Below are 20,748 nucleotides of genomic sequence, written 5' to 3'. Positions count from 1 at the left end.
TACATGAGTATTGCTATCGATTTATCTGGCAAGGTGGCACTGGTGACCGGTGCTAGCCGTGGCATCGGAAAATCAATTGCAACCACCTTGGCTGCTGCGGGCGCGACCGTATTTGGTACCGCTACTAGTGAAAAAGGTGCCGCCGCAATTGCGGACTATTTGGGTGACAAAGGCCACGGTTTAGTGCTCAATGTCACAGATCCTGCATCTATCGAAGAATTGTTTAAATCGATCAAGGAAAAAGTCGGCGATATTGATATTCTGGTCAACAATGCTGGCATTACCCGTGACAATTTGTTGATGCGGATGAAATATGATGAATGGCAAGATATCATCGATACTAACCTGACATCATTGTTCCGCCTCTCTAAACCTGTGTTGCGTGCCATGATGAAAAAACGTCATGGTCGTATTATCAGCATTGGTTCTGTAGTGGGCACTATGGGCAATCCAGGTCAGGCTAACTATGCAGCAGCTAAAGCAGGTTTGATTGGTTTTACTAAGTCGCTTGCTCGTGAAGTTGCATCGCGTCAGATCACTGTAAACGCGGTTGCACCAGGCTTTATCCAGACAGATATGACGGACGAGCTGACAGAAGAACAGCAAAAAGCCATCATGTCGCAGGTTCCAATGGAACGTCTGGGACAGGCACAAGAAATTGCTAACACCGTATTGTTCTTGGCCTCAGATGCCGCTGCATACATTACAGGGGAAACCTTGCATGTAAACGGTGGGATGTATATGGTTTAAGGGCTTATTGGCGAATTAATATAGTCAGGATTGTGCCTAAATCCTAAGCCATTGGAGTCTAATTCGTGGTTAGACCACGAAAACTGGACTTGCAATGTTGGTTGAATCGAATAAACTACTCGCAATCTTACGCAAGTGCGTAATTTGAATAGGAAAGAAAACTAATGAGCAACATCGAAGAACGTGTAAAGAAAATCATCGTTGAGCAGCTGGGCGTTAAAGAAGAAGACGTTAAAGCATCTGCTTCTTTTGTAGACGATCTGGGTGCAGATTCTCTGGACACCGTTGAGTTGGTTATGGCTCTGGAAGAAGAGTTTGACACCGAAATTCCTGATGAAGAAGCTGAAAAGATCACTACTGTTCAAGCAGCGATCGATTACGTTTCAAAAAATCAGTAATACTGAATTCTAGAAAACAGGCGGCAACTTTGCCGCCTGTTTTTGTTCCGCCACTATTTTATAGTGTTCCCCGCCGGCAGCCTCTCTTAAAGTTATTTCTGAGCTAATCTACGCTGCTGACGCAGGTTTATTCTACGAAAAGGTGACTAAAGTGACTAAACGTCGAGTTGTGATCACCGGGCTTGGCCTGGTTACGCCAGTCGGTAATGATGTCGATAGCACTTGGAAAGCATTGTTATCTGGCAAGAGCGGTATTGCTCCCATCACCAAATTTGATGCCAGTGAATTTACTACCCGTTTTAGCGGTTCTGTAAAAGATTTTGATGTTGAACAGTATCTGAGCAAAAAAGATGCTCGCAAAATGGATCTGTTCATCCAGTATGGCATGGCCGCCGGTATTCAAGCTATCAGTGATTCAGGCTTGGATATGGTGCAAGAAGACCCAACCCGTGTGGGTACCGCTATTGGTGCGGGGATGGGCGGCATGTGGTTAATTGAACAAAACCACACCGCGTTGATGAATGGCGGTCCGCGTAAAGTGAGCCCGTTCTTTGTGCCAAGCACTATCATCAACATGATTGCTGGCCATCTGTCGATCATGTACGGCATGACCGGCCCGAACTTTGCTGTGACTACTGCCTGTACCACAGGCGTGCATAACATCGGTTTTGCGGCGCGTACTATTGCCTACGGTGATGCCGATGTTATGGTTGCTGGCGGCGCTGAAGATGTGACTAGCCCGTTAGGTGTTGGTGGTTTTGGTGCAGCTAAAGCACTGTCTACCCGTAACGATGACCCAACCAAAGCTAGCCGTCCTTGGGATAAAGACCGTGATGGTTTCGTTATCGGCGACGGTGCTGGTGTCATGGTGGTCGAAGAATACGAACACGCTAAAGCTCGCGGCGCCAAAATCTACGCTGAACTGGTTGGCTTTGGTATGAGTGGTGATGCATTCCACATGACATCGCCTCCAGCAGACGGTAAAGGCGCGGCAGCAGCTATGGTTAATGCATTGCGTGATGGTGGCTTGAATCCAGAGCAAGTGGGTTACATCAACGCTCACGGCACATCAACGCCAGCCGGCGACAAAGCTGAAGCGGCAGCTGTTAAAGCGGTATTTGGCGCAGCGGCCAATAAAGTGATGGTAAGCTCAACTAAGTCGATGACGGGCCACTTACTGGGGGCTGCCGGTGCGGTAGAAACAATTTTCACTGCATTAGCATTACAAGAGCAGGCGGTTCCGCCAACCATTAACTTGGATAATCCTGATGAAGGGTGTGATCTGGACTTCGTACCGCACACCGCTCGTCAAGTGAATATGGAATACGCTTTATGTAACTCGTTCGGCTTCGGTGGCACTAACGGTTCACTGTTGTTGAAAAAAGTCTAAGCCATAAATGGTAATGAAAAGGTGAGCTAACGGCTCGCCTTTTGTGTTTTTACCGTACAATAATCAGTCATATATCAACTTATAATAAAGGATATAGAGCACATAAGATTAATGATGGCATAGCCAACTCATATCAGTGCTAAGTGCGGCGAGAGCATCTCACTATCAGCAGTCAATAAGTGTCGATGATTCATGCGAGGGAGCTTACTAAAGATTTCCTTAACCGATAAATTCGAATACACTCAAACGGTAAGCGCGATTGCGTCAAGCCTACGGGACAATGAGAGGACATTAATGGCCGGTATGGAAAGAGAAATTACCCTCCGCTTTTTGGCTGAACCGGGTGATGTGAACTTTGGTGGCAAAGTTCATGGTGGAGCGGTAATGAAATGGATCGACTTAGCGGCTTATGCCTGCGCAGCAGGCTGGAGCGGCAAGTATTGCATCACGGCATATGCTGGTGGCATTCGATTTGTAAAACCGATCCTCGTTGGTAATATTGTTGAGGTTGGCGCTAAGGTAATCTACACCGGTCGTACTTCAATGCATATTGGTATTGATGTGCGAGCCTGCGATCCTAAATTCTGCGACCGCCAACTGACCACACATTGTATTGTGATCATGGTAGCGGTGGACGAACATGGATCGCCAACTGAGGTGCCAGAGTGGGTGCCGCAAACAGCGCGAGATATTGAGCTGCGTGACTCGGCGATTCGTTTGATGGAGATGCGCAAAAAAATCGGGGTAGAAATGGAAGCCCATGTGCATCCTTAAATAACCCTTCATCTTAAAAGGCGTTTGTTTCGGCAAATGCCTTTTGTTTTTACCGATAAAAGATTAAGGACTTCCAATGGCTAAAGTGGCGTTTTTGGGATTGGGTGTCATGGGCTATCCTATGGCGGGACATTTGCTGAAGCATGGGCACGAGGTCACGGTATATAACCGTACCGCCGCGAAAGCCGAAGCTTGGGTCGCACAACACGGTGGTCGCTGCTGCGCCACTCCGGCGGAAGCAGCGCAAGGACAAGAGATGGTATTTTGCTGCGTCGGTAATGATGACGATTTGCGCGAGTTGATACTCGGTGCCGAAGGTGCCGTACACGGCATGGCTGCCAATACAGTATTTGTTGACCACACCACCGCTTCGGCAGATGTGGCACGCGAGTTAGCGCAAGCGTTGGCTGATAAACAGATCAGCTTTATCGACGCGCCAGTTTCTGGCGGACAAGCTGGTGCGGAAAATGGCGTGCTGACGGTAATGGCTGGGGGCGACGAGCAAGTGTTTGCATCAGTCAAATCGGTTATTGATTGCTACGCTAAAAGTGCGGTGTTAATGGGTGACAGCGGCGCGGGTCAACTGACTAAAATGGTCAACCAGATCTGTATTGCGGGGATTGTGCAAGGCTTGGCTGAAGCATTGAGCTTTGCGCAAAACGCCGGGCTGGATGGTGAGAAAGTGGTGCAGGTGATCAGCAAAGGCGCTGCACAAAGTTGGCAGATGGAAAATCGTTATAAAACGATGTTAAAAGATGAATATGACTTTGGTTTTGCGGTCGATTGGATGCGTAAAGATCTAGGCATTGCGCTGAACGAAGCGCGCCGCAACGGCTCTACTTTGCCACTGACAGCGTTAGTTGATCAGTTCTATGCGGAAGTTCAAGCCATGGGCGGTAGCCGTTGGGATACCTCAAGCTTGATGGCGCGGCAGAAGAAGTGTCAGCAAAAGTAACTCCCATTCATTCAATAAAAAACGCAGGCCAATGACCTGCGTTTTTTATTGGTGCGACGCGTTACACGGGTTCGGCCACGATATGTTCGAGCGGCACCATCGATACTGACAGCAGCGCATCGCTGCTGACATCAATCAACGACAGCTTGCCCACGGACGATTCCACCAACAAGGCGCGCTTAATATCGGCAAAGCTTTGATTGTGGCGAACCAGACTGGCTATTGCCATCTGCATCGGCATCATGCTTGGGTTAAAGGCGGCGTTTTCAGCGTAGCGGCCAGAGTAAGTACGACCGTCAGCGAGCTCAAGCACCACCGCGCTGTGGTTATGGCTATAAGGCGAGTAACTCAAACTGGCATGATCAAGGGCTTCAATAATCAGCGGATCATTATGGTCTTCGCAATATAACTCATGCTGCTGTTTTTGCATTAATGGCAGGTTGATCCCGAGGTCTTTCGGGCCAAAGCCATTGGGCAAGTAATATTGCAGAGTTTGCGCTTGGGTATCCGGAAGATGGATGTTGATATTGCCACCATCAACTAACTCGTTCATAAATTGGCGGCAATGTCCACAAGGCGTAGCGTTGATCCAAATATCGCGAATGCCGCTTTCACCACTTAGCCACGCATGGCTGATGGCGTGTTGCTCAGCATGGACTGAGTGGCACAGGGCGCAACCGGGCAATTCGATATTCGCGCCCATGTAGATATCGCCGCTGTTACCTTCGGCGATGGCGCCAACATAGAAATGGCTGATTGGCGCAAGCGCTAACGCTTTGGCAATATTGAGCAGTTGGAACATCAACTCGGCTTTGGTTAAGCCAGTGTTGTCCAGCAGGGTGGCCACCTGTTGCGCATCAAGATGGCCAGAAAACTGCTGGTTTAATAACGGCACTAGCTCACTGGCTAAATTGGCAGGGAGCAGGCTTATCTGCTTGATAAATCTGTCTTGCATGTTCGATTATCCGAGCGGAATTGGGTAAGCATGATGCAGCTAAAGCGACTGAAGGTAAAGCACCAAGGCCTTGAGCAACTTTTGCTTGCTGTCATTATCAGCAGTTTCTTCCAACAGGTTCTCAATACGCAGTACGTAATCTGGATCGCTCAAACGTTGTTGGCAGAACTGCGCCCACTTGCGGTTTTCATCATCGCTAAGAGTGTTGGGATAATTACGTGCACGGTAGCGGAACAGCATCTCGTGCAAGCGAGCATCATCAAAGTTTAGCTCAAGTGCCGCTAAGTTTTGTGGTGCCGTATTACGGATCATCTCCATTTTGGCTTTATCTGCCGGAGAGAAGAAACCACCTGAGTACAGCATCACATCTGGGTCGGTCGTTGCTTTAAACGATTCCGTTTCGAATAGCTCAGTGAGTTTTTGCCGCAGATACTGGGCACTCTTCAAGCGTTTAAACTGCTCACGGGCAAAGTCTTTATCAAAGCCTAATGCCGCTGCGCGCTCATCGGTAAACGTCTTAGCGGGTGCAACAAACGGACACTTGTTAAGGTGCACTAACTTAATGCCAACCGGCAGTTCATCCTCAGCAAGTTCGGCGCGGGCGGTATACATCCGTTCACGCAATTGTGCTACGTCTAAATCGAGCAGTGGTTGCACGTCCATTGCTAAGTTGATGCAGATGATGGCGTTTTTATTGGTTGGATGATATGCCAATGGTGCAATCAAAGTCGCACAGCCATTAGCGGCAGGGATTTTAGAACTCACGTGTACCAGCGGCGTCATATTAAGGACGTCAATCAAATCGGCGACCCGCTGCTTTTTACGCAGATTAAAGTAGTAATCAAACAGACGTGGTTGCCGTGCTTTAATCAGCTTAGCCAGTGAAATAGTGGCGTAGACGTCTGACATCGCATCGTGCGCCTTTTCATGGCCTAAACCGTTGGCTGCCGTCAGATGTTCTAGCTTAAAGCTTGGGCTACCATCCTCGCGGGTTGGCCAATTGATCCCTTCTGGCCGCAAAGCATAACAGGCACGCACTACATCGATGATGTCCCAACGGGAGTTACCGTGTTGCCATTCGCGTGCGTAAGGATCGATAAAGTTGCGGTAAAAACCATAGCGAGTGACTTCGTCGTCAAACCGCAGCGAGTTGTAACCCGCAACGCACGTGTTGGGCACACTGAACAGGTCATGAATCTTGCCCATAAACTCAGTCTCAGGCATGCCTTTATTGTTGGCCAATTGTGGCGTGATTCCGGTAATTAAAATCGCTTCTGGCGCAGGCAGATAATCGGGAGCAATTTGGCAATAAAACGTTTCTGGATCGCCAATGATATTCAGATCCATATCGGTACGGATCCCGGCAAATTGCGCAGGTCTATCAGTGGCTGGGCTGGCACCGAATGTTTCATAATCGTGCCAAAATATGCTCGCTCCGTGCGGCGCTTGCGTCATAGTTGCAACTCATACAGAAAATTTGTGACAGTCTACCACTTTTGCCAAAGTGGGTGAAAAATTCCGATGCTTCATTTTGCTAACTGATTCATATAGTAAGTCACTCGCTAACGCAAAGCGGCGCAATTCAGTGTATGGTGATATGTATTGAGTAGTATGAGTTCTGATGGATTAGAATGTTGCCACACCGATTGTCGACACCGCAGCTGATTGATGTGCTGCAGCCGTGTCGTATTAAGATATTACCGATTATCGGTATCAATGACCTGCTGTTACTCGAAGCCACTAATACGGCGATTTGCGAAATCATCGTAAGACATAGCGAGCAACCCCCTGCATTGGCGGTGAACTTGCGGTTACACCCCTGCTTTTATGCGGAGTCTCCTTGTGCCGCAGCGCCCGTGTCCGTGTCCGTGTCGAGCATCGCGCGTAGCATCGGGCAGGGATGTCGAGTATATCAAGCGCTAAAAGTGAGCAAAAATGCCTGCATTTCCCAGTTAAAGCAGGGCATCGATGTAACGTTCATCCCACAAGACGAGCGGTTGCTGATACACATGGATGAGCCTTTTCTTAGCTTAGTGTCATTGGAGCAAGACCAGTATCTGACCAGTGAACCCAGTGCTATCAGTCACGCGAAGGCTGTACTTAACCAACCATTTGATTATACTGCCGCCCCCAATCAACTGGTGTTAGAGCTTAGCGAGCTATTGCAGGCCAATAGCGAACTGACAGCCTTTGCAACGCAAACCGCATTGGTGCAAGTGCCCAGCTTGATGCAGACAATAGACAAGTTGCTGCAACAATTAGAAGCCAAGCGGCAGTGGGTATATCGCCATTACTGCGTGGCAATGGAGCGCGGCAACTTAGGCCAAAGTGCCAACTGCAGTCTTGGACGCCAAGATGCCCAGCGCTTAGCATTGTATGAAATGTTAGCTTCTGATGAGTTAACAGAGTTAGTAAACATGATGGTGGGAGAGGAGGGGAAAAGCTCTCTCATTGAATAGCAAGGTGAAATATGTATTTTCGGTGTCCGGTATGTCAGCAGCCTTTAAATCACAGCAGCCATGTTTGGCACTGCGAGCGAGGGCATAACTTTGATGTTGCCAAAGAGGGCTATATCAATCTGTTACCGGTGAACAAGAAAAACAGTAAAGATCCAGGCGATAACAAAGAGATGATGGCGGCGCGTCGGCAGTTTTTGGACAGCGGTCATTACCAACCATTGATTGACCGTATCCTCGCGTTGATTGAACAGTTTGAGCTGCACCCAAAATGCACTGTGGATCTGGGCTGTGGTGAAGGTTACTACACCTCTCGTTTACAGCAGCAAGTGCAACATGATGTTATTGGGGTTGATATCTCACGTGCGGCGGTTCGCTATGCCGCCAAACGTTATAACGATATTCAGTTTGCGGTGGCAAGTGCGTTTGATTTGCCGCTCGCCGCAGGCGTTGCTGATTTGGTGTTGCGGATATTTGCCCCCGGCAGTGATGATGAGCTTGCACGTATCTGCGCCGATAAAGGCATTGTGATCAATGTATCTGCTGGCCCAAAGCATCATTTTGCGGTGAAAGAGTTGATTTATGAGCAGCCGCGACCACATCCGGAGCGACAAGCTCAATTGTCAGGCTTTAAGTTGCTGCATGAGGAGCGCTTGCAATGGTCGATGGACTTACCCGCTGGTGACATTTGTGGTGCTTTTTTGCAAATGACGCCATACGCTTGGAAATTTTCTGAACAGCAAAAAAACACATTGAAGTTAAACGGGTTAATTTGCGAAATAGATTTTAAAATAGATATTTTTCAGCGTTCTAAATAGAAAGTCTGATTGCAATAAATATTTAATAAAAAATATGTACGAAAACTTCCCGTAGACATTGAAGTTAGTTGACTTATTTTGGGAATGATTTATAGTCAGGATAGCTTGAAAGTTGGGCTTATTTTTATGTATTCAATTCGACCGTGTCGTCCTGTAAACATAAGTAATACCGGCATTTTCAGCTCCACCGCCGCAAAGGCTTAAGTATTGTTTTATTTACAGGAATTTAGACTATGTCTCAAGTAACTGGTGTTGTTAAGTGGTTTAACTCTGACAAAGGTTTCGGCTTTATCGCTCAAGAAGCGGGCCCAGACGTTTTCGTTCACTTCCGCGCTATCGTAGCTGACGGTTTCAAAACGTTGGACGAAGGTCAAAAAGTTAGCTTCACTGTGACCCAAGGTCAGAAAGGTCCTCAAGCTGAAAACGTTCAAATTATCGGCTAAGACTGACTAACAGTTTGCTAAAAACGCGGTGCTATAAAGCTCCGCGTTTTTTTATTCCAGAAACAACGTTGTGCAAAGTATTAAGTTAAATTTAACAATGTTATTTTTTATTCGGGAATTTTAATTTATCTTCGGCATTTGCCCCTTCGTGGCACTCTCCACGCAATTCTGCATGTTCTCTCATCACCATGCGTGATAATTCATAATAATTATCAGCACAATAACCAGTTTGTTGTAGACGCAGTTTAACGTTTTCTACCATATGCAACTCCAGTAAACTTGGTTCACTGGCGCGGCGACTGTTGCTATGGCTGTTGTTCATCTGCGCCCATTGACGGTTATCAGCCGCGATGGCGTTGGGGTGACCTCGTTTCATGTCGATACGATAGGTAAACATCTTGGTGCCATCGGTAAGAATTTGCGTGGTAAATTCGTCGGTAACTGGTCCAAGCGGTGCCAACTCGGTATTGCTGGCACAACCCGTTATAGCAGCAAGGGTACATAGCGACAGTGACAAGTTGATTAATGTTTTCACAGGTGTACTTCAATCCCTTAGGCTTGTAGATACAGCATCATAGCGGCTAAGTTGCTAAGGTGCACAGGATTTATCGGCAAAGCTGTATTGCTAGTGGACATTTACCCACTAACAAGGCTTTGCAATAGTCTGTTCGCAGGCGATTGATTTTTAAATCGTCATGGCGAAGTTGACTCGTAGCATGTCATGGTTAACATAGCGATGTTTGTTATCAAGGTAGGAGTATGGTGTTGTCTCAGTCTCAAGCATCTGGCCCAGTGCAGGTGAATGTTAGTCTGATTACCAACCTCGTTGCGGCGTTGTTTTTGGTGATTGGCCTCGTATGTCAGCAGAATATTTTGATCAGTATCGGTTTATTTGCCTTATCTGGCGCACTGACAAACTGGCTGGCAATTTACATGTTGTTTGAAAGGGTGCCCGGCCTTTATGGTTCTGGTGTGATCCCAGCGCGGTTTGATGCCTTCAAACGTGCCATTAGCACCATGATGATGGAGCAGTTTTTTAATCAGCAGAATATCGACAACTTTCTTGAGCAGTCGGCGGCACCCAAGCTGGATATCAGTGGCATGTTGCATAAAATCGACTTAGCGCCAGCGTTTGATGCCTTAGTGGACACGGTGGCGCAATCATCGCTCGGTAACATGTTGGCGATGTTTGGTGGTGCGGAAGCGTTAGCACCATTGAAGCAGCCTTTTATTGAGAAGATGCAGCAGTCACTGAGCGACATTGCTGAAGGTGAGCAATTCAATGAGCTGCTGAAGCAACAGTTACAGCAAGGTGACACCATGCTGCATCTGCGCGGAAAAATAGAACAGATTGTAGCGCTGCGGCTGGATGAGCTGACGCCTCAAATGGTGAAAGAGATTGTCCAGCAACTGATCCGTCGTCACTTAGGTTGGTTGGTGGTATGGGGCGGTATTTTTGGTGGCTTAATTGGCCTGATCAGCGGCATCATTCAAACACTATAGAAATAGGAGCAGCGTATGCCTCACGTGATTATTGAATACAGCCAAGCGGTAGCGCAGCAGGTTGCCGAGGCGGAGTTAGTTAAATGCGCCCACCAAGCCACTGAAGCCAGTGGCTTGTTCAATCCGATGGCGATTAAAACGCGTGCGCGGGCGTATGAGTTCTTTCGGCTTGGAGCGCCTGAAGCTGACGACTTTGTACATATTACTATCAGGCTGTTACCCGGACGAACTGAGGAACAAAAGCGGGCATTGAGCCAAGGTGTTTACGATGCGATTGCGGCTATGGTTGAGGCGAGTTTGTCGGTTGAAGTGTTGGATTTGCCGTTAAGTTACGTTAAAGGCTAAGCCATGAGTGACCGCCCTGTGCCTAGTGATGATGAGTTGCAATCACCTTGCGTGCGCAACTGTTGCTTAAACGAGGACGACGTTTGTCTAGGCTGTGGGCGTACGTTGGCAGAAATTACTGCTTGGCATACGGCTAGCGCGATGGAAAAACGGCAGATTTTAACGTTATGCCGCACTCGTCAGGCGAAATTAGTTCCTTATTTTCGTCGATGAGTTGGGCCGAAAGTGATAAAAAAGGCGCTTATAGCGCCTTTTTTAATGCACAACGAATAGGTGTTAATAAGCATCCGAGTGCACTGAGCGTACCGCACGACCTGACGGATCGGCCATGGTCTGGAAGCTCGCATCCCACGCCAACGCTTCAGGGGTTGAGCAGGCTACCGATTTGCCTCCGGGCACGGTTTGTGCGGCAGATTCCAATGGGAACAGCTCCTCAAAGAAACCGCGATAGAAATACGCTTCTTTGGTTTCTGGCGTGTTGTATGGGAAACGGAAACGCGCGTTCGCTAAATCCTTATCGTCAACAATCTCAGCGGCGTGGGCTTTTAAACCATCAATCCATGAATAACCGACACCATCACTAAACTGTTCTTTCTGGCGCCAAGCGACTTCAGCTGGCAGCGCATGTTCAAACGCTTCGCGCAGAATATGTTTCTCAATTTTACCGTTGCTGCCGGACATTTTCGCTTGTGGGTTGAGGCGCATCGCCACATCCATAAACTCTTTATCTAAGAAGGGCACACGTGCTTCTAAGCCCCAAGCGGCCATGGCTTTGTTAGCACGCAAGCAGTCGTATAAGTTGAGTTTATCCAGCTTGCGGATCAACTCTTCATGGAAAGCTTGTGCGTTGGGCGCTTTATGGAAATAGAGGTAGCCGCCAAATAACTCATCAGAACCTTCACCTGACAACACCATTTTGATGCCCATGGCTTTAATCTTACGTGCCATCAAATACATGGGGGTGGCGGCTCGGATGGTGGTAACGTCATAAGTCTCTAAGTGATAAATCACGTCTTTTAGCGCATCTAAACCTTCTTGGAAGGTAAAGTTAATTTCATGGTGAATAGTGCCAATCGCATCGGCGACTTTTTGCGCTGCGATGAGGTCCGGTGCGCCTTTTAAACCGACGGCGAAGGAATGTAACTGTGGCCACCAAGCGTTGGTTTCGTCGTTATCTTCAATACGTTTCTTAGCATACGTTTGGGTAATGGCTGAGATCACCGAGGAGTCTAAGCCGCCGGACAGCAGCACGCCATAGGGGACATCTGACATCAGTTGACGTTTCACTGCGGCTTCAAGCGCGCTACGCAGTTCATCCACACTGGCGGCATTATCTTTAACCGCTTCGTAGTCACGCCATTCACGTTGATAGTAAGGTACTGGTGCTGCGGCACCACTCAACAGGTATTGCCCTGGCTTGAACACTTCGACTGTTTTACATACGGGCATAAGCGATTTCATCTCTGATGCCACATAGAAGTTCCCCGCAGCATCATGGCCAGTATAGAGCGGGATAATGCCGATATGATCACGACCAATCAGGAATTGTTGCTTTTTCTCATCGTAAAGCACAAAGGCGAAAATGCCATTGAGCATATCGAGAAACTCGCAACCGTACTCTTGGTACAGCGCCAGAATCACTTCACAGTCAGAGTTGGTTTGATAACGATATTTATCACCCAGCTGAGCCTTGAGTTCTTTGTGGTTGTAGATCTCGCCATTCACCGCTAACACTATGCTGCCGTCTTCGCTGTAGAGCGGTTGAGCACCGTGCTCAATATCGACAATTGCTAAGCGTTCGTGCACCAGAATCGCTTTGTCAGAGGTATAAATACCGGACCAGTCTGGACCGCGGTGGCGCATGAGTTTGGACATTTCCAAGGCAACTGGCCGCAGTGACGCCGCATCAGACTGGATATCAAGAATGGCAAAAATCGAACACATAAGAAAAACTCCGGGCAATCACAAACAATATGCCGCTTACTTTGCCAGCAATCGGTGAAAATGCAAGTGGTAAATTTGTCTTATATTGATCAAAATTAGGTTTTTTATGAGATCAAGTTTAGTATGTTGCGATTTAAAATGAATATTCGTCAAAAATAACAGTTAATTTGTGAGTAATATATTTTTTTACCTTGTGGGGGCGTTTAATTTTGGCGAAAGTGTAATGGCTGTGCAGTACAACCAATTGTCGCTATAGAAATGACTTTATTTTTAAGCGGTTATTAAATAAGCGGTAGCGGCGAAAAGCTGATGGAACAGCGAGGTTCCATCAGCTTGGCGACAGTTACTTTTTGAGCTCAATGCCACTGGCTGGGCGCAACGAGTAAAACTCCGTACCTTGGTAATAGCCCGGTTTAGCATCGCTGTTGCCTAAAGCGCGAATTGCTTGATAGTGCAGTTGCAAATCATCGAGCGTGCCAGACAGATCCCAGTCTTCATGGTACTCATCGCAGGTGTTGTGATAGCAACCTTGCATAGTTTGCAGCATGCGCTCTTTATATGCGGCGGTTGCTGTATCAATCGGCTCGCTACCGCCAGCAACATAAACGGCAGGCACTCCCAGTTTAGCAAAACTGAAGTGATCTGAACGGAAGTAGCCGCCTGCTTCAGGGTGTGACTCGGCTTTTACTTCACGGCCAAGGTTTTTGGCGGCTTGTTCGATATAAAGCTCAAGTTCTGACTTACCTTTGCCGACGATGGTGACATCTTTAGTGCGGCCATAAATGTTAGTGCTATCGAGATTGAACACTCCTACGGTGTGCGCCAAGGGATAGATAGGATTAGCGGTGTAGTAGCGGGAACCCAGCAGTCCTTGTTCTTCGCCGGTGGTGACCACAAATGTCACTGAGCGTTTTAATGGTTTGCCCGCTTTGGCCGCTTGATTAAGCTGACGGGCGAGGGCCAGTATGCCGGCAACGCCAGTAGCATTATCCATCGCACCATTAAAGATTTGGTCGCCTTCTAACGAGGTATCTTGACCTAAGTGATCCCAGTGACCTGTGACTAATATGTGCTCATTGTTTGCATCGGTGCCTGGTAAGGTAGCCACCACATTGTAGCTCTGAGTGTAGGACGCAGTTTGCTTAAATAATATAGAGCCAGTTTGTTCCAGTGGGAGTTGGATGGCATTGTGGGCAGCACGTTTCATGGCCGAATTTAGCGCCAAGCCTGAGGCTTCAAATACTTTTTTCGCCGCATCTAGTGTCATCCAGCCTTCTACGGCTACGCGGTAATCCTGTGCTTTACTAACGAGATCTTGTTGCGGGCCGGTCCAGCTATGTTCAACCACTGACCAAGGATACGAAGCGGGTGCCGTATCATGGATAATGATGGCTCCGAGTGCGCCTTGGCGGCTAGCTTCTTCATATTTGTAGGTCCAACGACCATAGTAGGTCATGGCCTTACCGTTGAATTTGCCTGAATCGGGTTGGGCAAAACCAGGATCATTAATCAAGATGACCGCAATTTTACCGTGCATATCTAAGCCCTGATAATCGTTCCACTCATATTCTGGCGCGTTAATGCCATAGCCAACGAATACCAGTGGCGCGTTATCTATCGCAACGTGCTCGACATTATGGTGCGTGTTTAACACGATATCTTGACGATATTGCAGTGGCACGCCTGCTAGTGTCACCTGTTGGTGCTCGTCAGCCTCGTAACTCACCATCTGCACTGCTTGTAAGTAGCTACCATCAGCTGCCGCAGTCAGTCCCATCTCGGTAAAGGCTTTGGTGAGGTAATCGAGCGTCATTTGCTCGCCATGAGTGGTTGGTGCTCGGCCTTCAAACGCATCGGATGATAATGTTTTGAGATCTTGCCGATACAGCTGTTCATTAAAATGTGCTGCGACCGCAGTCGCTTTTGTATCCTTTGTGGTTGATGCCTTTGTTGAGCTGGCGTCATTGCACCCCAACAATAGGGTTAACGCACAAAGAGGGAGCAGAGCTCGCATAGATTTTCCTACCATTAGCGCAATTTATTGCGGGCATAGTAGCAAGGAATTTAATAACGAATGTAACTAGAATGTTACTGTATATGTCGGTTGGATAAAAAAGCCCACCCTCTGTTGCGGGTGGGCTGAGTCTGGTGCGTACGATTAATCGTTACAAAATATCGATTTCACCCGCGCAGCGGAATACATGGTTCGGACGGAACGGCTCACGTTCAATATCTTCCGGCTTGGTCACCCCACTGAGCACCAAAATGGTTTCCAGCCCAGATTGGAAGCCCGCTAAGATATCGGTCCGCATGTTGTCACCGATGATCACGGTATCTTCTGAATGAGCGCCCATATGATTCAACGCGGAGCGGATGATCAATGAGCTTGGTTTACCTACAAAGAACGGCTTACGGCCAGAAATCACTTCAATCGGTGCGCACAATGCGCCACAACCTGGAGAGTAGTTAGGGCCGTGAGTGTCTGGGTTGGTTGCGATAAAACGCGCCCCATTCGCCACGAAGCGTGCTGCTTTATGGAGCATGTCCCAGTTAAAGGTTTTAGTTTCACCGACGATAACAAAATCTGGGTTGATGTCAGTAATGGTGAAGCCTGCATTATATAACTCGTGGGTTAATGCACCTTCGCCAATCACATAGGCTTTAGCGCCAGTGCTGCCAGATTGTTGTTTCAAAAATGCTGCCGTTGCCATGGCAGAGCTGTAGAAGCATTCTTCAGGGATTAACGGGTAGCCAGCGGAAGCCAAGCGGTTTTGTAAATCTTTACCGGTTTGGGCTGGATTATTAGTCAGTACAACTAATGGGTTGCCTTGTTCTAGTACCCGGGCGATGAACTTCTCACTGCCAGGGATCAGCTTGTTGTCGTGCATTAGCACGCCATCAATGTCACAGATAATATTTTTCATGCCCATCTCATCGTTTCTTATAAACTGTCACTATTCAAAGATAATTATCATACAATTGCAATGATGTTTCCGACTATTTTATTAAACTATGAAAGACCGCATAAAAAAAGGAGCACAAGGCTCCTTTTTATGAATATTTCTTTAATTTAATCAGCCGCGTAGCCATGTGCCGCCAGTGGGTTGCCATCCAGCAGTGCCACACCGTCCACCATTTGCAACCGACCTTCAGCAAACCATTTGACCACTAGTGGATAGATGGCATGCTCTTGCTCATGCACGCGGTCAGCAAGGAACTGGGCAGTATCATCTTCAAATACAGGGACTTTGGCCTGCAAAATGACAGGACCTGCGTCTAACTCTGGCACCACAAAATGAACACTAGCACCGTGCTCGGTATCACCCGCATCAATGGCTCGCTGGTGGGTGTTTAACCCAGTAAAACGTGGTAGCAGTGATGGGTGTACATTGAGCATCTTGCCTTGATAACGCTCAACTAGGGCATCACTCAGAATTCGCATAAAACCAGCGAGCACAATCAGATCAGGCTGATAGCTATCAATGGCTTGTTGCAAACGTTGGTCATATTGGTCGCGGCGTTCATCCGCTTGGGCAATCACTGTGCTGGTGGCTACATCTGCCGCTGCTGCACGCTGAATACCATAAGCGTCTGTCTTATTGGTGATCACACCCACCACTTGATAAGGCGCTTTACTGCTCTGATCGATAATGGCTTGCAGGTTGCTGCCGTTACCAGAGATCAGTACCACTACGCGACACACTTTCGACATTAGATGATCTCCACCGCTGCTTCGTTGTCAGCGCGAGTGGCGATTTTACCAATGTGCCAAGCTTTTTCGCCGTGGCTGGTTAGCAATGCAATGGCCGCATCAACTTGGTCTGCAGGCAGCGCAATGACCATCCCAACACCACAGTTGAAGGTGCGGTACATTTCATACTTTTCGATATTGCCTGCTTTGGTCAACCAATCAAACACGACTGGCCATTGCCAAGAATCGCCTTTGATAACTGCTTTGGCATTATCAGGCAGTACTCGTGGGATGTTTTCCCAGAAACCGCCGCCAGTAATGTGCGCTAATGCGTGTACTTGATGTTTTTCGATCAAGTCGAGCACAGATTTGACATAGATTTTGGTGGGTTCAAGCAGGTGTTCAATCAGCGGCTTGCCAGCTAAATCTTGTTGTGGGTCAGCTTGGCTTACTTCCAATACTTTACGGATCAGTGAGTAGCCGTTTGAGTGAGGACCTGATGAGCCTAATGCAATCAGCGCATCGCCAGCAGCAACTTTGCTGCCGTCAATGATGGCTTCTTTCTCTACCACACCGACGCAGAAACCTGCCAAATCATAATCGGCGCCTTCGTACATACCAGGCATTTCAGCTGTTTCACCGCCAATCAAGGCACAACCTGATTGATGACAACCTTCACCGATACCTGTCACTACAGCAGTAGCGGCTTCTACGTCCAACTTACCAGTAGCGTAATAATCGAGGAAAAACAGCGGTTCAGCACCCTGAACAATCAAATCGTTGACACACATGGCTACTAAGTCGATACCTACGCTGTCGTGTTTTTTATAGTCGATGGCTAAACGCAACTTAGTACCTACACCATCGGTGCCTGATACCAATACTGGATGTTTATATTTGGTCGGCAGTTCGCACAGGGCTCCGAAGCCCCCTAGATTCCCCATGACTTCAGGGCGGTGGGTGCGCTTAACAACAGATTTGATGTTATCAACCAAGGCGTTGCCCGCATCGATATCGACACCGGCGTCTTTGTAGCTCAGTGGGGTAGGAGTACTCACTTGATCCTCTCGGGTACAGGGTATATGAATATTATGCGGCGCTATTCTAACAGCTTGAGGATGGGGTCGAAAGCGAAACGTGGCGCATCCCTGACCGGATAGGGCTCACGAATTGACTGATAAACAAAACTTTATGTTTTCGACTTCAGGCAAATCTACTAAACTTGCACAAATTTGCCTGCTGCAGACGAGTCTCAACGCTGGTCTGTGGCAAACCCGCGAGATAGTTCAGGAGAGTTACCATGAAAGTTGTTGAGGTTAAACACCCATTAGTCCGTCACAAAATTGGTTTGATGCGCGAAGGCGATATCAGTACCAAACGTTTTCGTGAACTGGCGTCCGAGGTGGGCAGTCTTTTAACCTATGAAGCAACAGCGGATTTAAAGACAGAAAAAGTGACCATCGAAGGTTGGAATGGTCCTGTGGAAGTTGAGCAGATCAAAGGGAAGAAGGTCACCGTTGTACCGATTCTGCGTGCTGGTATCGGCATGATGGACGGTGTGTTAGAAAATATTCCAAGTGCTCGCATCTCTGTTGTTGGCATGTACCGTGATGAAGAAACCCTTGAACCTGTGCCATATTTTGAAAAGTTCGCCAGCGATCTGGAAGAACGTTTGGCTTTAGTGGTCGACCCAATGCTGGCGACAGGTGGTTCAATGATTGCCACTATCGACCTGCTGAAACAACGCGGTTGTAGCAATATTAAAGCCTTGGTGCTGGTTGCTGCGCCAGAAGGTATCAAAGCGTTGGAAGCTGCGCACCCAGATGTTGAACTGTATTGCGCGTCTGTTGACCGTTGTTTGAATGAACATGGTTACATTTTGCCAGGTCTCGGCGATGCTGGTGACAAGATCTTCGGCACTAAATAAATTGAACTTGCTCGTAAGTTAATAAAAACGCCCGCAATCGATGCGGGCGTTTTTATTATGGGGCATTGCTGGCTGCGTTACAGCACCATCGCCGCTATCCAGCCAAACACCAGCAACGGAATGTTGTAGTGAATAAAGGTCGGGATCACGCTGTCGCGAATATGATCATGTTGTCCGTCTACGTTCAAACCTGCGGTGGGGCCAAGGGTGGAGTCGGATGCTGGCGACCCCGCATCACCCAGTGCTGCTGCGGTGCCAACGAGTGCTACGGTCGCGGTCGGTGAAAAGCCAAAGTGCAAGGCAAGCGGTACATAAATGGTGGCAATAATCGGGATGGTGGAAAACGATGAGCCGATGCCCATAGTGATCAGTAAGCCTACCACTAACATTAAAAATGCCGCTAGTCCTTTATTATCACCAATCACCTCACCGAAGGTTTGTACCAACACTGCGACTTGCCCCGTTGATTCGACGACCGATGCGAAGCCGCTAGCGGCAATCATAATAAAGCCGATGCTGGCCATCATTTTGGTGCCTCGGGTAAACACGTCGTCTTTATCGACTTGTTTGAGAGCGCCAGAAAAACTAAAGATGATAAACCCGACCAAGGCACCAAAGATCATAGAGTCAGTACGGAGTTGTACGGCCAAGGTAGCCACAATGGCAAATATTGCGATGGCTAAATCTTTCTTGCTCACGCGTGCAGCTTCTGTGGCCGTGAATTCGGTGACTTCACGGTACTGCCGTGGTTTACGGTAAGTGATGAATACAGCGGTTAGCAGCCCAAGCAGCATGCCCACCGCAGGGATTAGCATGGCGGTTGGCACATCAGCTGAAGTCAACGATAAGCCGTTTTTATTGAGGTTGGTCAACAAAATATCATTCAAAAAGATGCCGCCAAAACCCAATGGCAACACCATATAAGTTGTCACTAAGCCAAAGGTTAGCGAGCAGGCCACCAAGCGTCTATCCAACTGCAAGCGCGTCATTAACTGCAACAGTGGCGGGATCAGGATTGGAATAAAGGCAATATGGATAGGCAGAATGTTCTGCGAGCTGATAGACATAGCTACCAGCGCGGCAATCAGCACATAACGTACTACGCCACGGCTCTGGTGTTGTTGCTCTTTGCCTAAAAATTTCAGTACCGAGGATGACACTAAGTTGGTCAGCCCTGAATGCGATAACGCTACCGCAAACGCACCCAGCAAGGCATAACTCAACGCGATCTGTGCGCCACCGCCTAGGCCATTGTTAAATGCCGCCACGGTTTTATCTATGTCCAAACCGCCGACTAAACCGGCAGCCACGGCACTTACGGTTAACGCGATAACCACATTTATTCGTGCGATACTCATTGCCAACATCAGGCAGACCGCAATCACCACAGCATTCATATTGTGTTTTATCGTTCTTTTTATGGGGGAGGCTATTGTCGGCAAGTGTACTGCTGCTGTCCAGTCGCAAGTGATGAATATGTTACAACTCGAACCGTTAGTTGCTTAAGACACCATCGATTGCTTTGGACAAATGTTATCAATTGTCTTAATAACACTCTAAAAACAGTGATATGGATCATAAATAGGTTGTCAGTTAGCTGCCACCGCCTATAATGCTTGGGTAGTTAAAACGGAATGTTTTATTCACTGCTCAATCCATAGATGGAGGAAAGAAAATGGGCGTATTAGTAGGCCGTCCGGCTCCCGACTTTACTGCGGCAGCTGTGCTGGGGTCAGGTGAAATTGTAGATAGCTTCAATCTGACTGCGGCAATCAAAGGCAAACCAGCGGTGGTTTTTTTCTACCCACTCGACTTCACTTTCGTATGTCCTTCTGAGTTGATCGCTTTCGATCATCGTCTGGAAGAGTTCAAAAAACGCGGTGTAGAAGTGATTGGTGTTTCTATCGATTCTCAATTCACTCACAACGCATGGCGCAATACTCCAGTAGAGAAAGGCGGTATTGGTCAAGTTAAATACACTTTGGTTGCTGACACTCGTCACGATATCTGTAAAGCATACGATGTTGAACACCCAGAAGCGGGTGTTGCTTTCCGTGGTTCATTCCTGATCGACAAAGAAGGCGTAGTTCGTCATCAAGTAGTGAACGATCTGCCACTGGGTCGTAACATCGACGAAATGCTGCGTATGATTGATGCACTGCAATTCCACGAAGAACACGGTGAAGTTTGCCCAGCTGGCTGGAGCAAAGGCGACAAAGGCATGCAAGGTAGCCCAGACGGCGTAGCTGCTTACCTGTCTGAAAATGCTGGCAACCTGTAATCGATTGCTAATAGCATACAAAAAACCGCTCATTTGAGCGGTTTCAGATTAATGACAAACCCCGGTTTTTTAGCCGGGGTTTGTTTTATTAGGCTTGTTATGGGAAACGCTCTTCTTG

General features: G+C 47.9%; 22 protein-coding genes. 13 read left to right on the top strand and 9 right to left on the bottom strand.

Going from position 1 to position 20,748, the window contains the following annotated elements:
* The first annotated feature begins 3 nt into the window (after window positions 1-3).
* From fabG to ACN0TT_RS15860, 5 genes are all read left to right on the top strand, one after another.
* Complete coding sequence (fabG, locus tag ACN0TT_RS15880) at window positions 4-750, top strand: 3-oxoacyl-ACP reductase FabG (RefSeq protein WP_417763124.1); 747 nt, start codon at window positions 4-6, stop codon at window positions 748-750.
* Window positions 751-914: 164 nt separating this feature from the next.
* The gene (acpP, locus tag ACN0TT_RS15875) at window positions 915-1,148 is read left to right on the top strand and encodes an acyl carrier protein (protein ID WP_037440015.1); all 234 of its coding nucleotides are present in this window, start codon (window positions 915-917) and stop codon (window positions 1,146-1,148) included.
* Between the two features lie 151 nt (window positions 1,149-1,299).
* A complete protein-coding gene (gene fabF, locus ACN0TT_RS15870; RefSeq protein ID WP_417763123.1) occupies window positions 1,300-2,538 on the top strand; it encodes a beta-ketoacyl-ACP synthase II in 1,239 nt (412 codons plus the stop codon).
* A gap of 294 nt (window positions 2,539-2,832) precedes the next feature.
* Window positions 2,833-3,312 (top strand): acyl-CoA thioesterase, encoded by a 480-nt coding sequence (locus ACN0TT_RS15865; RefSeq protein ID WP_417763122.1) that lies wholly within the window; start codon window positions 2,833-2,835, stop codon window positions 3,310-3,312.
* Between the two features lie 76 nt (window positions 3,313-3,388).
* Entirely contained in the window at window positions 3,389-4,267 is an 879-nt protein-coding gene (locus tag ACN0TT_RS15860; protein ID WP_417763121.1) for an NAD(P)-dependent oxidoreductase, read from the top strand.
* Window positions 4,268-4,328: 61 nt separating this feature from the next.
* Here the strand turns inward: ACN0TT_RS15860 and cdd are convergent, their stop codons facing one another.
* Window positions 4,329-5,222: a cytidine deaminase gene (gene cdd / locus ACN0TT_RS15855; protein WP_417763120.1), complete on the bottom strand. Its 894-nt coding sequence runs from the start codon at window positions 5,220-5,222 to the stop codon at window positions 4,329-4,331.
* A gap of 39 nt (window positions 5,223-5,261) precedes the next feature.
* Window positions 5,262-6,677, bottom strand: a complete 1,416-nt coding sequence (gene sbcB, locus ACN0TT_RS15850) for an exodeoxyribonuclease I (protein ID WP_417763119.1) — start codon at window positions 6,675-6,677, stop codon at window positions 5,262-5,264.
* Between the two features lie 176 nt (window positions 6,678-6,853).
* Here sbcB and ACN0TT_RS15845 point away from each other — a divergent pair, with 176 nt between their 5' ends.
* The 3 genes from ACN0TT_RS15845 (at window position 6,854) to ACN0TT_RS15835 (ending at window position 8,939) form a co-directional block, all read left to right on the top strand.
* Entirely contained in the window at window positions 6,854-7,681 is an 828-nt protein-coding gene (locus ACN0TT_RS15845; RefSeq protein ID WP_417763118.1) for a hypothetical protein, read from the top strand.
* An 11-nt stretch (window positions 7,682-7,692) separates the two neighbouring features.
* A complete protein-coding gene (rlmA, locus tag ACN0TT_RS15840) occupies window positions 7,693-8,496 on the top strand; it encodes a 23S rRNA (guanine(745)-N(1))-methyltransferase (protein ID WP_417763117.1) in 804 nt (267 codons plus the stop codon).
* A gap of 233 nt (window positions 8,497-8,729) precedes the next feature.
* On the top strand, window positions 8,730-8,939 hold the full coding sequence (locus tag ACN0TT_RS15835; protein ID WP_207356271.1) for a cold-shock protein: 210 nt from the start codon (window positions 8,730-8,732) through the stop codon (window positions 8,937-8,939).
* A gap of 100 nt (window positions 8,940-9,039) precedes the next feature.
* Here ACN0TT_RS15835 and ACN0TT_RS15830 read toward each other — a convergent pair whose 3' ends face one another.
* Window positions 9,040-9,474, bottom strand: a complete 435-nt coding sequence (locus ACN0TT_RS15830) for a hypothetical protein (RefSeq protein WP_417763116.1) — start codon at window positions 9,472-9,474, stop codon at window positions 9,040-9,042.
* A 263-nt stretch (window positions 9,475-9,737) separates the two neighbouring features.
* On the opposite strand from ACN0TT_RS15830, the gene ACN0TT_RS15825 reads away from it, so the two are divergent.
* From ACN0TT_RS15825 to ACN0TT_RS15815, 3 genes are read left to right on the top strand one after another with little or no spacing between them, the layout of a single operon-like run.
* Window positions 9,738-10,442 (top strand): DUF445 domain-containing protein, encoded by a 705-nt coding sequence (locus ACN0TT_RS15825; protein WP_417763153.1) that lies wholly within the window; start codon window positions 9,738-9,740, stop codon window positions 10,440-10,442.
* A gap of 15 nt (window positions 10,443-10,457) precedes the next feature.
* Window positions 10,458-10,787 (top strand): 5-carboxymethyl-2-hydroxymuconate Delta-isomerase, encoded by a 330-nt coding sequence (locus ACN0TT_RS15820; RefSeq protein ID WP_417763115.1) that lies wholly within the window; start codon window positions 10,458-10,460, stop codon window positions 10,785-10,787.
* Between the two features lie 3 nt (window positions 10,788-10,790).
* Window positions 10,791-11,000, top strand: coding sequence for a DUF1289 domain-containing protein (locus ACN0TT_RS15815; protein WP_417763114.1), 210 nt, complete (start codon window positions 10,791-10,793; stop codon window positions 10,998-11,000).
* A 63-nt stretch (window positions 11,001-11,063) separates the two neighbouring features.
* Here ACN0TT_RS15815 and asnB read toward each other — a convergent pair whose 3' ends face one another.
* The 5 genes from asnB to purM form a co-directional block, all read right to left on the bottom strand.
* Window positions 11,064-12,731, bottom strand: coding sequence for an asparagine synthase B (asnB, locus tag ACN0TT_RS15810; protein WP_417763113.1), 1,668 nt, complete (start codon window positions 12,729-12,731; stop codon window positions 11,064-11,066).
* Window positions 12,732-13,074: 343 nt separating this feature from the next.
* A complete protein-coding gene (locus tag ACN0TT_RS15805; RefSeq protein ID WP_417763112.1) occupies window positions 13,075-14,745 on the bottom strand; it encodes a M28 family metallopeptidase in 1,671 nt (556 codons plus the stop codon).
* A 151-nt stretch (window positions 14,746-14,896) separates the two neighbouring features.
* Window positions 14,897-15,655 (bottom strand): HAD-IIA family hydrolase, encoded by a 759-nt coding sequence (locus tag ACN0TT_RS15800; RefSeq protein ID WP_417763111.1) that lies wholly within the window; start codon window positions 15,653-15,655, stop codon window positions 14,897-14,899.
* A gap of 146 nt (window positions 15,656-15,801) precedes the next feature.
* Complete coding sequence (gene purN / locus ACN0TT_RS15795) at window positions 15,802-16,443, bottom strand: phosphoribosylglycinamide formyltransferase (protein WP_417763110.1); 642 nt, start codon at window positions 16,441-16,443, stop codon at window positions 15,802-15,804.
* Complete coding sequence (gene purM / locus ACN0TT_RS15790) at window positions 16,443-17,480, bottom strand: phosphoribosylformylglycinamidine cyclo-ligase (RefSeq protein ID WP_417763109.1); 1,038 nt, start codon at window positions 17,478-17,480, stop codon at window positions 16,443-16,445. The genes purN and purM overlap by 1 nt, the downstream gene beginning before the upstream one ends.
* A 242-nt stretch (window positions 17,481-17,722) precedes the next feature.
* On the opposite strand from purM, the gene upp reads away from it, so the two are divergent.
* On the top strand, window positions 17,723-18,349 hold the full coding sequence (gene upp, locus ACN0TT_RS15785) for a uracil phosphoribosyltransferase (protein WP_417763108.1): 627 nt from the start codon (window positions 17,723-17,725) through the stop codon (window positions 18,347-18,349).
* 77 nt (window positions 18,350-18,426) lie between these two features.
* Here upp and ACN0TT_RS15780 read toward each other — a convergent pair whose 3' ends face one another.
* A complete protein-coding gene (locus ACN0TT_RS15780; RefSeq protein WP_417763107.1) occupies window positions 18,427-19,746 on the bottom strand; it encodes a Na+/H+ antiporter family protein in 1,320 nt (439 codons plus the stop codon).
* A 278-nt stretch (window positions 19,747-20,024) separates the two neighbouring features.
* Between ACN0TT_RS15780 and ACN0TT_RS15775 the strand changes: the two genes are divergently transcribed.
* Window positions 20,025-20,630, top strand: coding sequence for a peroxiredoxin (locus ACN0TT_RS15775; RefSeq protein ID WP_417763106.1), 606 nt, complete (start codon window positions 20,025-20,027; stop codon window positions 20,628-20,630).
* The last annotated feature ends 118 nt before the right edge of the window (window positions 20,631-20,748 follow it).

Source organism: Shewanella sp., from assembly GCF_048265805.1.
GTDB lineage: Bacteria > Pseudomonadota > Gammaproteobacteria > Enterobacterales > Shewanellaceae > Shewanella.
Note: the sequence above shows the minus strand (reverse complement) of the source record. Positions and strands in the feature narration are given on the sequence as shown.

Excerpts from the sequence above, each read along its gene's own strand:
- asnB (WP_417763113.1), bottom strand. The coding sequence starts at position 12,731 with ATGTGTTCGATTTTTGCCATTCTTGATATCCAGTCTGATGCGGCGTCA.
- sbcB (WP_417763119.1), bottom strand. The coding sequence starts at position 6,677 with ATGACGCAAGCGCCGCACGGAGCGAGCATATTTTGGCACGATTATGAA.
- ACN0TT_RS15780 (WP_417763107.1), bottom strand. The coding sequence starts at position 19,746 with ATGAATGCTGTGGTGATTGCGGTCTGCCTGATGTTGGCAATGAGTATC.
- ACN0TT_RS15800 (WP_417763111.1), bottom strand. The coding sequence starts at position 15,655 with ATGAAAAATATTATCTGTGACATTGATGGCGTGCTAATGCACGACAAC.
- ACN0TT_RS15845 (WP_417763118.1), top strand. The coding sequence starts at position 6,854 with ATGTTGCCACACCGATTGTCGACACCGCAGCTGATTGATGTGCTGCAG.
- acpP (WP_037440015.1), top strand. The coding sequence starts at position 915 with ATGAGCAACATCGAAGAACGTGTAAAGAAAATCATCGTTGAGCAGCTG.
- purN (WP_417763110.1), bottom strand. The coding sequence starts at position 16,443 with ATGTCGAAAGTGTGTCGCGTAGTGGTACTGATCTCTGGTAACGGCAGC.
- ACN0TT_RS15835 (WP_207356271.1), top strand. The coding sequence starts at position 8,730 with ATGTCTCAAGTAACTGGTGTTGTTAAGTGGTTTAACTCTGACAAAGGT.
- cdd (WP_417763120.1), bottom strand. The coding sequence starts at position 5,222 with ATGCAAGACAGATTTATCAAGCAGATAAGCCTGCTCCCTGCCAATTTA.
- ACN0TT_RS15775 (WP_417763106.1), top strand. The coding sequence starts at position 20,025 with ATGGGCGTATTAGTAGGCCGTCCGGCTCCCGACTTTACTGCGGCAGCT.
- ACN0TT_RS15820 (WP_417763115.1), top strand. The coding sequence starts at position 10,458 with ATGCCTCACGTGATTATTGAATACAGCCAAGCGGTAGCGCAGCAGGTT.
- rlmA (WP_417763117.1), top strand. The coding sequence starts at position 7,693 with ATGTATTTTCGGTGTCCGGTATGTCAGCAGCCTTTAAATCACAGCAGC.
- ACN0TT_RS15805 (WP_417763112.1), bottom strand. The coding sequence starts at position 14,745 with ATGCGAGCTCTGCTCCCTCTTTGTGCGTTAACCCTATTGTTGGGGTGC.
- fabG (WP_417763124.1), top strand. The coding sequence starts at position 4 with ATGAGTATTGCTATCGATTTATCTGGCAAGGTGGCACTGGTGACCGGT.
- upp (WP_417763108.1), top strand. The coding sequence starts at position 17,723 with ATGAAAGTTGTTGAGGTTAAACACCCATTAGTCCGTCACAAAATTGGT.
- ACN0TT_RS15815 (WP_417763114.1), top strand. The coding sequence starts at position 10,791 with ATGAGTGACCGCCCTGTGCCTAGTGATGATGAGTTGCAATCACCTTGC.
- ACN0TT_RS15860 (WP_417763121.1), top strand. The coding sequence starts at position 3,389 with ATGGCTAAAGTGGCGTTTTTGGGATTGGGTGTCATGGGCTATCCTATG.
- ACN0TT_RS15865 (WP_417763122.1), top strand. The coding sequence starts at position 2,833 with ATGGCCGGTATGGAAAGAGAAATTACCCTCCGCTTTTTGGCTGAACCG.